The organism is Algoriphagus sp. (assembly GCF_024305035.1).
Classification (GTDB): domain Bacteria; phylum Bacteroidota; class Bacteroidia; order Cytophagales; family Cyclobacteriaceae; genus Algoriphagus.
Genome location: NZ_JAMWZB010000004.1, coordinates 38180 through 50809, shown reverse-complemented (window position 1 = coordinate 50809; position 12630 = coordinate 38180). Strand labels below are relative to the sequence as shown.

Genomic DNA, 12630 nt, shown 5'->3' with positions numbered 1-12630 from the left:
TTTTTCTCCAAATATCTTTTTCTGTGTTTTTTTAGTACGCCCCTATCCTGCTGAATATGAGACTTAAGAATTATTAAGAGGAAAAGCAGGTTTAATCCTACGAGATTTTCTATTTTTGCCCGCAATAGAATTTAATTAAGCCTCGATTTAATGAAAAAAATATTCGGTTTCCTGCTCGCTTTTAGCCTTGTTCAATTTGCCTTTGCTCAGGATGAAATTAAAACCCCTAAAGTTCCCATCGGTGGAAGACCCAATATTCCCGCTGACTTGAAAATAGAAGTAGGCTTCAACCTCCTCAACAACAGGCCTGCAGATATTTCTACCAACTTTTTTGGTTCACGATCTTTCAATATTTACTACCAATATCCGATTTCCATTTTTGGAGAGTCTTCAGGAATCACGTTCGATCCAGGCTTTGGTATAAGCTCCAATAAATTTGCTTTTCAAAATGAGCAAAATTTGTTCAATGACCCGACTAAAGGACCCGAGTCCAGTGAATACCTTGAATTGACCGAGGTTTTAGGAGATGATATCCAAGTGGACAAAAATAATTTTGCAATTAATTATTTCGACATTCCGCTTGACATTACTTACCACGTAAACAAGGATAACTACGCTAAGGGCTTTCGCGCAAGCATCGGAGCTAAAGTAGGAGTTCTCTATAATGCACACAGCAAAATCCAATATACCGACGCAGATGGTCTAGAACGCAAAGTTAAAGACTCACAAAATTATGGGCTTGAAAAAATCCGTTACGGACTCAGCCTCAAAGCAGGAACCCCCGGATTTTATGTATGGAGCTACATCGGATTAAATAAGATGTTTCAAGAAAACCTAGGACCATTCAACACCGAAGCCCAGCAGGTTAGCTTTGGTATCGCGGTAAATTTATTCTAAACAGCCAAGAAAACAGCCAATGAAAAACGAACCTCAAAAGGGTTCGTTTTTTTTTCTTCAAGATATTTTACCCAGCGATAATTTAACTATCTGAGCAAACCCCATTAGGACCAAAGCCAAAAATACAGGGCAAAACAAGAAATAAAACCGTAGGCTAATCCTACATAAATCTCCAACGGGCGGTGAGCGTCAAGAGCTAATCGAGCTGTACCAACCATACCCGCCAAAACAATAGCTAATAACAAAGGGTACAAAGCTGGAAAATTAGGAAATTTCATCCCCAAAACGACCACCAAAGCCAAAACCCCTCCTATCCCTGTCATATGGGCAGACATTTTCCAAAATAACGTAACTATGGTCAACACAACCACCACACCTGCTATGACTGCCAGGGATTGCCACATAATTGGATCCAATTCTCCAATTTGACTCATGAAATAAACCGTCATCAAAAAATAAAGTGAGGTGACTGAAAATGGGATCAATCGATCTTTTAACTCAACCATGTGCAAACTTTTTACCGTCCCACTCAATCGCAGACCGATAATCGTAATCATGGGGATGACTAAAGTGGATAACACGATGAGATAAAAAATCCGAGGTTTGAATTCCCCAGGAACGCTACTGGCTTCAGGTACTCCATACAAAATCAAACCAAAGACCAAGGTTGGCATGATTAAAGGCTGAAAAACTACCGTGATAATCAGAGCTAAAATTCTCCCCACTACAATTCTTTTCTTAATCTTGCCACGGGGATCTGCAGTTGTTCTCGGTATTTGGCTACAGTTCTCCGGGCTATATTGTACCCCTTTTTATTTAGCATTTTAACCAGCTTATCGTCTGATAGCGGCTTCTTTTTGTCTTCAGCATCGACCATTGCTTGTAGAACTGATTTTACCTCTCGATTACTAACATCTTCCCCACTATCGGTTGCAATTCCCTCGGAAAAGAAATATTTCAGCGGGTAAACCCCGAACTCAGTTTGAATTGATTTACTATTGGCCACTCGAGAAACTGTCGAAATATCCATTTCGATTTTCTCTGCGATATCCTTAAGAATCATCGGACGAAGGTTGGTTTCATCTCCATCGATAAAAAACTCTTTTTGATAATGCAATATCGCTTCCATGGTCTTCAAAAGCGTATTTTGTCGTTGCTTAATCGCATCAATAAACCACTTGGCCGCATCCAATTTTTGTTTCACAAAAGAAACCGTCTCTTTCAGTTTTTTATCTTTTTTATCCGATTTGTCATAAGCGTCAAACATATCCGCATAGGATCGGGAAATACGGAGTTCGGGAGCATTTTTTGAATTTAAACTGATCTCTAATTTCCCTGAATTATTGGTCAAAATGAAATCAGGAATCACATATTGAGTCCTTACCAATCCATCAGAAACTCCCCCAGGCTTTGGGTTAAGTCTAGTGATCAGATTCACCGCATCCTTGATCTCTTCCTCACTAAGATCGCATTTACGCTGAATCTTAGAATAATGTTTTTTGGTAAATTCTTCAAAACAATCATGAATGATCCGAAGGGCATGCTGCACGGTAGGGTCTTCCGGATGCTCTCTTCGTTCCAATTGCAAAACTAAGCATTCCTGAAGGTTTCGAGAGGCAATTCCAGCTGGATCAAAGGTTTGGATTTTACGCAATATTTCCTCGACCTCATCGATATCGGACTCAATATTTTGGCTGAAAGCCAAATCATTGATAATCGCCTCCAAATCGCGGCGGATATACCCATCATTTTCGATGCTTCCTATTAATTGCTGACCGATCATTCGCTGCCGATCGTCCAACTTTAAGTAGTTTAATTGTTGAATGAGCAATTCATGAAGAGAGGACTGGGATGAAATCGGAATTTCTCGATCCTCCTCATCGGAGTTGTAATTTCCATCTCCCTGCATTTTATACCCCCCGTACTCATCATCGAGGTAATCGTCGAGGTTTAAGTCTCGATCGTCAGACCCCATCTCCTCCTCATAGGTATCCTCATACTCATCCTGTGTAGTATCTTCTTTCTCTTCTTTCCCCTCTTCCAATGCAGGATTGATCTCCAATTCTTCCTCGATCCGAGTATCCAATTCGGCCGTAGGGACCTGCAACAGCTTGATAAATTGAATCTGTTGCGGAGAAAGTTTTTGTGAAAGTGACTGGCTAAGATTTAGCTTTTGCATCTGAATCGATTAAAACCTGCTTTTTGGGTTCAAAAAAGGACTTTTTCAGCGAAAAAGCCCCAATGCCAAAGTTAGGAAAAACAAGCAATTTTTTGATAAAAAGCTGATTTAATCGTTTTTTTGCAAACCAATAAAAATTCGGCTTCCCGTCTTTTTAAAATCTAAAATTATTATGGCGTTCAACAAACGGATCAAAATCAAGACCATCCTGGATCAACATCCAATAGGCAGTGAAATCACCCTGATGGGTTGGGTACGTACCAAGCGTTCCAACAAAAACGTATCGTTCATTGCACTCAATGATGGCTCTATCATCACTAATTATCAAGTGGTTGCTGATCCCAATTTGATTGCTGAGGATATTTTGAAAAAATGTACTACTGGCGCCTGCCTTAAAATCACCGGTACGGTAGTTGAATCTCAAGGAGCAGGCCAAGCATCTGAACTCCATGCCAAAAGTATTGAAGTGCTTGGAGAGGCAGACCCCGAAAAATACCCCCTCCAGCCTAAGAAGCATTCCCTGGAATTTCTGCGTGAAATCGCACACCTTCGAATGCGTACCAATACCTTTGGGGCTGTCTTCCGAGTTCGCCATGCTTTGGCCTTCGCAGTCCACCAATATTTCAATGATAAGGGCTTCTTTTACATCCATACGCCCATCATTACCGCCTCGGATGCAGAAGGAGCAGGGGAAACGTTTAAAGTGACCACCTTGGATATCGCAAACCCTCCTCGGACAGAAGAGGGATCGGTAGATTTCAAGCAGGACTTCTTCGAAAGAGAAGCAAATCTTACCGTTTCTGGGCAGCTGGAGGGGGAACTGGCCGCGCTTGCACTTTCAGAGATTTACACCTTCGGTCCTACCTTCCGGGCAGAAAACTCCAACACTACCCGTCACTTGGCCGAATTTTGGATGATCGAGCCTGAAATGGCTTTTTATGATGCCGAAGACAATGCGGATTTAGCTGAGGATTTTCTTAAATACTTGATCAACTATGCACTCAAAAACTGTAAAGAAGATCTTCAGTTTTTGGAAAATAGACTCTTGGATGAAGAAAAATCCAAACCGGCTGATCAGCGGTCTGAAATGGGACTGATGGACAAATTGAAATTTGTGGCAGAAAATGAATTTGTCAGAATCACTTATACCGAGGCCATTGAAATTTTAAAAAGATCAAAACCCAATCAGAAGAAAAAATTTCAGTTTTTAATCGAAGCATGGGGAGCAGATCTGCAATCCGAGCACGAAAGATTTTTGGTCGAGAAGCACTTCAAAAAACCTGTGATCTTGACTGATTATCCCAAGGAGATCAAATCCTTCTACATGAGACAAAATGAAGATGGAAAAACAGTAGCAGCAATGGACATTCTTTTTCCAGGTATCGGAGAAATCGTGGGCGGCTCCCAACGAGAAGAACGAATGGACTTATTGGTATCGAGAATGGAAGAGCTCGGAATCCCAACAGATGAGATGTGGTGGTTTTTAGATACCCGAAGATTTGGCTCTACCCCTCATTCAGGCTTTGGCTTGGGCTTTGAGCGAATGGTGCAATTTGTCACTGGCATGGGAAATATCAGAGACGTGATTGCCTTCCCGCGAACTCCTGGAAATGCAGAATTTTAATATCAAATTAACGTGAGCCTAAAAATCCCAACAAAAATGTTGGGATTTTTTTTAGCTGATTATTTTCACTCTCCTGGCCAAAGGGATGCATAATAAGCTAAAAACAATGGCTATATACCCCACTACATTGTAATTGGTCAGTTCACCTGTGGCAGTTTCACCAATGATGATTCCCGCGATCAAAGACGCAACTCCGGTGGCCAATTGCTGCACAGCAGAGTTAAAACTTAAGAAACTGCCTCTATTTTCCGGTTTGGCCGTGCCTGTGATAATTGCTGCGGCTGGCACATATCGTCCATTGGATGTTACAAAAAAGAGGGTAGATATCACCAAAACAAAAAATATCGGAGTGACTCCAAGATGGGTAATAATGGCGATGGGAATTACATTCAAAGACATGAAAATCGTGAAAATCTTCAGCTTCCCATACTTATCCGATAATTTCCCAACCCAAGGAGAGGTGAATATAGTAAAGGCTCCACCCGCCATGTAGATATAGGTAAGTTGCATCTCAGTAAAGCCCACGTTAGCCACCGTGTAAGGACTCAGAAACGGAATGATCATAAACTGTCCAAACATCATCATTACCGACAAGGTGATGGCCCGCATCTGATTAGGATTACTGGTTACCCGGCGAACTACTACCAACGGGTGGGGCCGTTGAATTTCTTTACCCAGATGTTCAGTAATAGAGGGAATAAATTGAAAAATCATTCCCAAACTTAGAATGGATAGACCAGTCAAAATATAAAAAGGCATGTGCCAATCAGACAAACTAGCCAAAAACAACCCCATGGGTACACCTAAGACCGATGCCACAGAAAAGGCTGCCATCACCAAACCCATCGCACGCCCTCTCCGTTCATTGGGAATGACATCTCCGATTATGGCTAAAATTAAGGCTGAGGTCAATCCTCCAAAAAGCCCTGAAATTACTCTGGCGATCAATAAAATCGGGTAATTGGGTGAAAGCGCACAGCCTAAAGTAGCTACCGAAAAACCTACATAAACCCAAAGTAAGATTTTCTTTCGGTCAAATCGATCTAAAAAAAAGGCTCCAAAAAAGCTGGAAATCCCTGCACTAAATGTATAGGAAGACACCAATAAGCCAAATTCTCTGGGTGAAATTTCAAATACCCGCATCAATTGAGGCCCTAATGGCATCAAGATCATGAAATCAACGATATGAATAAAATTAATGGCCGCAAGGGTCCAAAGGAGTAGTTTTTCCCGATTCATTAAAAATGGTTTAGCTCAAAACCCCGATTCAAATGGGATAGTTTACTTCAGGTACTCTTTTTTCAGTCTATTCCCAGCTGGCAATAGGTGTCTGAGATACATTCGATCAAATCACTGGCTAGGGTTGTTCGTTTTTTTATAGAACCTGCTATTTCTCCAGCCAGGCCATGATGATAAACTGCACAAAGCACAGCATTTTCGGGAGAATACCCCATTCCCAAAAAAGCCGTAATCATTCCTGTCAATACGTCTCCTGAACCGCCTGTGGCCATATAGTTGGTCCCCGTACTGTTGAAAATTTGACGTCCGTCAGGTAAAGAAATAACGGAGTTTGCTCCCTTCAAGACCAAAATCACCTTACGACTCCTTGCAAATTTTCTCGCCTTTTGCACTCTCTCCAGATGATCTTCAGATTTTCCAAGTAACCTGTCAAATTCACCGGGATGCGGAGTCAAAATAGTGTTTTGGGGTAACAACTCAAGCAAAACCCGCCGCTTAGCTAAAATAGTAATTGCATCTGCATCAATGACCAATGGACAATTGATGGTTCTTAAAATATCCTCTAAAAAATTCATTCTTAAATCCACACCCCATCCGGGACCGACTCCCACAGCATCATAGTTTTCCAACTTGGGAAATACACCCCAACTACACATGGCCTCAGGTAAAGAGGATTGCAAGATCATCCGTTCACTTTCATCAAGAAAACAAGTAACCAATCCAGAGCCAGTCCGAAGAGCACTTTTTGCAGCAAGGTGTAAAGCTCCCATTTTACCGGGACTTCCCCCGATCAAAAGCACTTTCCCGAAATCGCCCTTATGTGAAAACCGATGAAACCTTCGATGAAGCGGAGGGATATCAATCCCAGTTAGAAAGTAGAAATAGCTGTCAAATTTGTCATACAGTGCAGGATTAATTCCAATATCCTTGACCACTAACTCACCGGTGTATCGGGCATTTTCCGGCATCAATAGACTTAATTTTGGAAATGCGAAAGAAATCGTATAATCCGCTTTAAACGCCTCTTCAATTGCTATCTTATCCGAAGGTAACCCACTTGGGATATCCACGGCAATTTTGGTTCCTCCACAGTCATTCATAAGCCTGATCACCTCTTTTGCATTATCACGCAAATTACCTGTTAAACCTACTCCGAGATAGGCATCAATGATCACAGCAGCTTCTGTTATTTCTAAATCAGAATTAAAAAAAGTAGAATTAACCTCATCTGGAAGACGATCCAAATTCACTTGAGCATCTTTACTCAGCTTGGCATTTAGAGAAAAGCACTTGATTAGATCGACTCCAATACCCTTACTGCTAAGCAACCTAGCGATTGCCAATCCATCCCCACCATTATTTCCAGCTCCACAAAAAATGAAAACCCGGTTCCACTTTCTTTCAAATTTTAACAGAAACCAATCCACAAAAGCTAGTGCTGCCTGTTCCATCAACTCTAAACTACGCTGACCGGAATGTGCAACATGTAGTTTATCAAGCACATGAACGGATTCACCTGTTATTATTTTAATCATGGGTCATTTCAGGTTGAGGTGACAATTCTTTTTTTGGAATACTTACTAGAACTAGGAAACCTAAGCCTACCAAAAAGAAAATCCCCAGAGAAAGCGCTGAATTACGCATGCTTCCTGTGAATTGCTCGATCACACCATACGAAAAGGTACCGATTACAATTGCCAATTTTTCAGTCACATCATAAAAGCTAAAGTAACTCGCATGCTGGGTAGTTGATTGGGGAATTAATTTTGAAAAGGTAGATCTGGAAAGAGATTGAATCCCTCCCATGACCAAACCTACCACAAATGCCAAGGCAAAAAACTCATAAACCGTATATACATAATACGCAGCCCCACAAATCATCGTCCAGATCAAGACCATGACGACCAAACTAGATTTGTTACCAAATTTTTTTGAAATAAATGCAAAAAAATAGCTCCCGATAATTGCCACAAACTGGATAATCAAAATAGTAATAATCAATTGATCACCAGGCAAGCCCAATTCTTTATCACCAAAAGTAGCCGCCAGATACATTACTGTTTGTACACCCATCGAATAGAAAAAGAAGGCGGCTAGAAAGCGATTCATCACCCTAATTTGACGGACTTCCCTAAAAACCTTTTTTATTTCTTGGTAGCCGACAAAAAGAAATTTTCGTTTAATTTTTTTATTATACGGGTTTTTGGGAAGAAGTAGAAAGGGAATCTGAGAAAATCCTGCCCACCAAAGACCGGTAATCAAAAAAGAGAATCTAGCCGCAAAACCTCCTTCAGGAATACCAAACCAATGAGGCATTTGAATCATCAAGAGATTAACTATCAAAAGGATCACCGATCCAATATATCCAAGAGCAAATCCCTTTGCGCTCAATAAATCATACTCACTTTCTTCAGAAATCTCGGGTAAATAGGCATTGTAAAATACAATACTTCCTGCGTAGCCAATACTTGCAATCACGCTACAACCAATTCCCCACTCAATATTGTTCGCATCAAAAAAGAAAAGTCCCATACAGGCTATTGAACCTAGATAGGCGAAAAACTTCATGAATTCAAGTTTTTTCCCGCTAGAGTCTGCCACCCCCGAAAGCAACGGAGAAATAATGGCTATAATCAAAAATGAAAAAGAAATGGAATAGGAATAAAGTACCGTATTGATTATCTCAAAGCCAAAAAAAGACACCTTATCGAATTCATTTAATCCTTGTGTAACCGAATTATAATAAACCGGGAAAATGGTAGAAGTAATCACAAGACTGTATACCGAATTTGCCCAGTCGTACATAGCCCAAGAATTTTGAACTTTCCTTTTATTCTTAAGTGAAACAAGCATAGTGCGAACAAAAAAAAGCCATCTCAAAAGAGACAGCTTTATTTAATTTAAATTTCAATACTAGTTAATTCCGGTCTACTTTACCTACAGATGCATAAAGGACACGACGAGCATCAGCATCCCTAAGCTCAGTTTGAACATCTGAAATAGGTCCCATTTTAACATCTCTATCTACTTTCATAGAAATGGTAATCATTGGACGATCAGCCTCAGGAAGTGCATCCCGCTCTCTATTGACCCACTGAACGATATCTGCAGTATTCAATAAGGCATCATTGGCCTGAATTCGAGGCTCAGAACCATAAAGCGCTGTGTTTTTAGGCTTACCTATATAAATGTAGGAGATCAGTGTTTTTTTCTGAAGCTTTTGAAGCTGGGTAGCCTGAGGAATTTTTTGCTCAACCAAAATCTCCTGCTCTCTCAATACAGTGGTAACCATAAAGAAGAAAAGAAGCATGAAGATAATATCCGGCAACGCTGAAGTCGGGATATTTTCAGAAGTTTTTGTTTTCTTACTAAACTTTGCCATATCAACTTCCTATTTTATCTGGTTCTGCAATCGAGATTGCCATGGGTAAATTTTCCTTGCCTTTATCAATCAAGGCCTGCTCAGCAGCATCTTTACCACTCAAGGCACGATACTCATCGGTAGTTAGATTAACTCGAGCTGCGTAAATGTCGAAATAAGCTTTCTTTGCTAAATCAAACACTTCCAAAAACCGCTCATAGCTCGTACCACGATTAGTTTTTATTGAAACCACAGCCTCACCAGGATGATCCGAAGATTCAGGATCTCGTTGAGAAAGAGCTCTTAAAGAAGCTGGCAATGAATTGTACAAAGCAGATGCCTCTTCATCCGGCTGACCAAAATTCAAGACAAAGAGCTTTATTTCTTCATCCAAACCTTCTGGTTCAGCATACTCTCCTTCTACCAAAAGTTGATCATTTGCGTTAACTAATATCGTGAAGATATTTCGTTCGTTTTTATCAATTTCCGGAGGAGGATTGTTTGGATCAAGCTTGGGAGGAAGAACGTTGAGAATCCCTTTATCCGAAGCGATCGTAGTAGTGACGAGAAAGAAGATCAGGAGCAGGAAAGCAATATCTGCCATAGATCCTGCATTGACCTCCTGACTCATTCTATTTTTCTTTCTGGCCATATTACTTAATAGCTTTATTTAATTCAGTAAACACAATCCCTATCAAAGCGACAATCGCTAAAATATAGGTTGTGATCAGCATACCTCCCACCATCTGAGAACCCTGAGGCGTCAAATTGAAAGGATCTGCTTCAAATTTAGGTAGTACTTCATTGCTAGAGACTGAATAAGCGATGAAGAACAATATAACTATGCCCACTATACCTAACGCCGTCTTAAGGAGAGATTTGGGATTGTCCAATGACTTGATTAAAGGCATAACAATCGCGAAGAGCGCTCCTAAGGCAATCAATAGATATCCTGCATAGAGAAAGATGTCATAAGTATCCATAATGTTTCTTCTTTGGGGTTAACTTGAATGAGTTGAAAATCATCAAAAAGACATGTAAGAATTACTTACCAGTCAATTTGTGCTTTACAAGGATATCCACCAAAGAGATTGAAGCATCCTCCATGTCGTTAACCAAGGAATCGATTTTTGCTACGCAGTAGTTGTAGAACAACTGAAGGATGATCGCAACGATCAAACCAGCTACGGTAGTCAAAAGGGCGATTTTAATACCACCTGCAACTAGGGATGGAGAAATATCACCGGCTGCTTCGATAGAGTCAAATGCTCCAATCATACCGATTACTGTACCCATGAACCCAAGCATTGGAGCAAGAGAGATGAAAAGCGAAATCCAAACTAGGCCTTTTTCCAATCTACCCATTTCTACAGATCCATAGGAGATGATTGACTTTTCTACCATTTCGATACCTTCTGAGTATCTCATCAGACCTTGAGTAAAGATAGAAGCAACTGGACCTTTGGTGCTTTTGGTTACATCTTTAGCGGCTTCGATGCCTCCAGATGCCAAAGCTTCTTCCACTTTGTTCAACAGCTTTTTGGTGTTGGTAGTAGAAAGGTTTAGAGTAATGATTCTTTCCAAAGCCACTGCCAATCCAAGAATTAAACAAAGTAATACTGGAGACATGTAAAGAGGATCACCTTCGATAAACTTCTCTTTAACTACTTGGTGGAAGCTTTGCTCCTCAGCGACGATATCATCATCTACCATAGAAGGAGTGGCCTCAGGCTCTTCCTCTACGACTGGGGTAGTTTCTTCTTCCTGAACGACAGAATCTGATTCTGCTTCTTGTGCGTTAGCGAAAACAGGCGCAAATAGAATACCTGCAAGCATGAACAAAGCGATTAACTTTCTCATAATGTGAATTTTAAATAGACTTTTGATAAAGGTTAAATGGTTTCTTAAGTAAAATCGAGTTTTAAAGTTATCATTTTTTACATTCAAAAAACAATGCACTTCCTTAGATTTTTTTCGAAAAGTCCGCATTTAATGCATGATTTAGGCATTTTTTACACAAGCGGACAATTTTTATTCTTCACTTTAGAAGATTGACTTTCTTTAAAACTGCTCGAAAGGTTCTCATTTTTTATCAGAATCAAAAATAAAATTGTGATTATAAACAAGAATTTTGGTGATCGGTCAACTTATTTTTTCATCTCAGAAGTATCTTACGAAATCAGTAAATTATTAAAATAAAATTCTGAAAAGTTGAATATCCTATTTCGGAGAAAAATACCAGTTGAGCATTCAGGGTCTTGATTTAAGTCATGGGATAACCGAAATGGAAGATTTGGCATGTAAGTTACTATACAAATTCTTCCGCGAATTGATCGATCAAAGCTGGAGGGAGATCTAAGGATTGAGCAACTTGTCTCATCCTGAAATAGCTTGGCATTTTTTAGTCAAAAGTCCTGAGGATTTTCACTTAATAGGTTATGTGGTCAAAATAGTTGGTGACATTGAACCGATATTTGATGTGAAAGACCAACTTTTAAGCAATTAAATCTGCCAAGTGGAATAAAGTGGTTTCGTTATTCACGGCTCTTTTTTCATGCTTCATCCTTCTTGTTTTTTGCTAAGAAAACCCTTTTCTTATTCCGTTTTTGAAATTGCTCTAGGTAATCCAGTGCATCAGAACTCCAGAACTTCAACAAGACATTATAAACTTGCCTGGAACAAGTAACTTTTGGACGTTGACTTGCTTTGATTTTAAGTCGATACGCCAGAGTGATTTCTGCGACTTCTTTAAAGTGGAATGATGCAATTAACGCTTCCATAATTTTTTGATTTTTGGTGAACCATGAATTATGGAATGACCTCAGCCCTGTTCTAAGCACTTTCGAAGTTTGGAATTAGGCTGGTTAGCCTCGGTTCCTTCAGCTTTTTCCTTTTGGGATAATTTGTGGCACTGAAATTTCTTTTTGGATTCTAAATTTTTTTTGCATCGTACACCTTAAAGGATACGAATTATACGAGGATTGGTACTCGATAAAATTTAGTTTTCTTTCCGAATTAACCAATTTCAAGGCTCGATCGGGTCTAGTAAGGGCTTATTTAGTATTTCATCAAGACATAAAAAAACGACAGACTAGTCCGATGGAAAACTACGGCGGAACATGCATGCTCCCATTCATTAATCTGGACCATTTCCCTACTAATTTAAAAAATAACACCCTAACCAGTTGTTCTTCAAATGATTAGGGTGTTTACTTGCAGAGAGGAAGGGATTCGAACCCTCGATACCCTTTAGGGGTATACACACTTTCCAGGCGTGCTCCTTCAACCACTCGGACACCTCTCTAGTTGATTTTTAACGATTCGCTATCC

12 protein-coding genes and 1 tRNA gene are annotated in these 12630 nt (G+C 40.0%); 2 read left to right on the top strand and 11 right to left on the bottom strand.

Annotated features, from left to right (window positions below; genetic code table 11):
• Positions 1–150: 150 nt before the first annotated feature.
• Positions 151–897, top strand: a complete 747-nt coding sequence (locus Q0L00_RS03045; RefSeq protein ID WP_297335392.1) for a porin family protein — start codon at positions 151–153, stop codon at positions 895–897.
• A gap of 104 nt (positions 898–1001) precedes the next feature.
• On the opposite strand, the gene Q0L00_RS03040 is transcribed toward Q0L00_RS03045, so the two are convergent.
• Positions 1002–1571, bottom strand: a complete 570-nt coding sequence (locus Q0L00_RS03040; protein ID WP_297335391.1) for a PA-phosphatase — start codon at positions 1569–1571, stop codon at positions 1002–1004.
• 50 nt (positions 1572–1621) lie between these two features.
• Positions 1622–3076 (bottom strand): RNA polymerase factor sigma-54, encoded by a 1455-nt coding sequence (gene rpoN, locus Q0L00_RS03035; RefSeq protein ID WP_297335390.1) that lies wholly within the window; start codon positions 3074–3076, stop codon positions 1622–1624.
• Positions 3077–3248: 172 nt separating this feature from the next.
• Here rpoN and asnS point away from each other — a divergent pair, with 172 nt between their 5' ends.
• Complete coding sequence (gene asnS / locus Q0L00_RS03030) at positions 3249–4700, top strand: asparagine--tRNA ligase (RefSeq protein WP_297335389.1); 1452 nt, start codon at positions 3249–3251, stop codon at positions 4698–4700.
• 51 nt (positions 4701–4751) lie between these two features.
• Here the strand turns inward: asnS and Q0L00_RS03025 are convergent, their stop codons facing one another.
• The 9 genes from Q0L00_RS03025 to Q0L00_RS02985 all read right to left on the bottom strand — a co-directional run bounded on the left by Q0L00_RS03025 (position 4752) and on the right by Q0L00_RS02985 (position 12604).
• Positions 4752–5939: an MFS transporter gene (locus tag Q0L00_RS03025; protein ID WP_297335388.1), complete on the bottom strand. Its 1188-nt coding sequence runs from the start codon at positions 5937–5939 to the stop codon at positions 4752–4754.
• 62 nt (positions 5940–6001) lie between these two features.
• Positions 6002–7474, bottom strand: a complete 1473-nt coding sequence (locus Q0L00_RS03020; protein ID WP_297335387.1) for an NAD(P)H-hydrate dehydratase — start codon at positions 7472–7474, stop codon at positions 6002–6004.
• Positions 7467–8792, bottom strand: coding sequence for an MFS transporter (locus Q0L00_RS03015; RefSeq protein ID WP_297335386.1), 1326 nt, complete (start codon positions 8790–8792; stop codon positions 7467–7469). The genes Q0L00_RS03020 and Q0L00_RS03015 overlap by 8 nt, the downstream gene beginning before the upstream one ends.
• 64 nt (positions 8793–8856) lie before the next feature.
• Positions 8857–9321, bottom strand: a complete 465-nt coding sequence (locus Q0L00_RS03010; RefSeq protein WP_297335385.1) for a biopolymer transporter ExbD — start codon at positions 9319–9321, stop codon at positions 8857–8859.
• A gap of 1 nt (position 9322) precedes the next feature.
• On the bottom strand, positions 9323–9952 hold the full coding sequence (locus tag Q0L00_RS03005) for a biopolymer transporter ExbD (RefSeq protein WP_297335384.1): 630 nt from the start codon (positions 9950–9952) through the stop codon (positions 9323–9325).
• Between the two features lies 1 nt (position 9953).
• Positions 9954–10283: a hypothetical protein gene (locus tag Q0L00_RS03000; RefSeq protein WP_297335383.1), complete on the bottom strand. Its 330-nt coding sequence runs from the start codon at positions 10281–10283 to the stop codon at positions 9954–9956.
• Positions 10284–10344: 61 nt separating this feature from the next.
• Positions 10345–11160, bottom strand: a complete 816-nt coding sequence (locus tag Q0L00_RS02995; RefSeq protein ID WP_297335382.1) for a MotA/TolQ/ExbB proton channel family protein — start codon at positions 11158–11160, stop codon at positions 10345–10347.
• A gap of 692 nt (positions 11161–11852) precedes the next feature.
• Positions 11853–12080, bottom strand: a complete 228-nt coding sequence (locus Q0L00_RS02990) for a hypothetical protein (protein ID WP_297335381.1) — start codon at positions 12078–12080, stop codon at positions 11853–11855.
• 436 nt (positions 12081–12516) lie between these two features.
• Positions 12517–12604 (bottom strand) — tRNA-Ser (locus Q0L00_RS02985).
• Between the last annotated feature and the right edge of the window lie 26 nt (positions 12605–12630).

Coding starts and splice junctions, on each gene's coding strand:
- Q0L00_RS03010 (WP_297335385.1), bottom strand. CDS start 9,321: ATGGCAAAGTTTAGTAAGAAAACAAAAACTTCTGAAAATATCCCGACT.
- Q0L00_RS03000 (WP_297335383.1), bottom strand. CDS start 10,283: ATGGATACTTATGACATCTTTCTCTATGCAGGATATCTATTGATTGCC.
- Q0L00_RS03040 (WP_297335391.1), bottom strand. CDS start 1,571: ATGCCAACCTTGGTCTTTGGTTTGATTTTGTATGGAGTACCTGAAGCC.
- asnS (WP_297335389.1), top strand. CDS start 3,249: ATGGCGTTCAACAAACGGATCAAAATCAAGACCATCCTGGATCAACAT.
- Q0L00_RS03025 (WP_297335388.1), bottom strand. CDS start 5,939: ATGAATCGGGAAAAACTACTCCTTTGGACCCTTGCGGCCATTAATTTT.
- Q0L00_RS02995 (WP_297335382.1), bottom strand. CDS start 11,160: ATGAGAAAGTTAATCGCTTTGTTCATGCTTGCAGGTATTCTATTTGCG.
- rpoN (WP_297335390.1), bottom strand. CDS start 3,076: ATGCAAAAGCTAAATCTTAGCCAGTCACTTTCACAAAAACTTTCTCCG.
- Q0L00_RS02990 (WP_297335381.1), bottom strand. CDS start 12,080: ATGGAAGCGTTAATTGCATCATTCCACTTTAAAGAAGTCGCAGAAATC.
- Q0L00_RS03005 (WP_297335384.1), bottom strand. CDS start 9,952: ATGGCCAGAAAGAAAAATAGAATGAGTCAGGAGGTCAATGCAGGATCT.
- Q0L00_RS03015 (WP_297335386.1), bottom strand. CDS start 8,792: ATGCTTGTTTCACTTAAGAATAAAAGGAAAGTTCAAAATTCTTGGGCT.
- Q0L00_RS03020 (WP_297335387.1), bottom strand. CDS start 7,474: ATGATTAAAATAATAACAGGTGAATCCGTTCATGTGCTTGATAAACTA.
- Q0L00_RS03045 (WP_297335392.1), top strand. CDS start 151: ATGAAAAAAATATTCGGTTTCCTGCTCGCTTTTAGCCTTGTTCAATTT.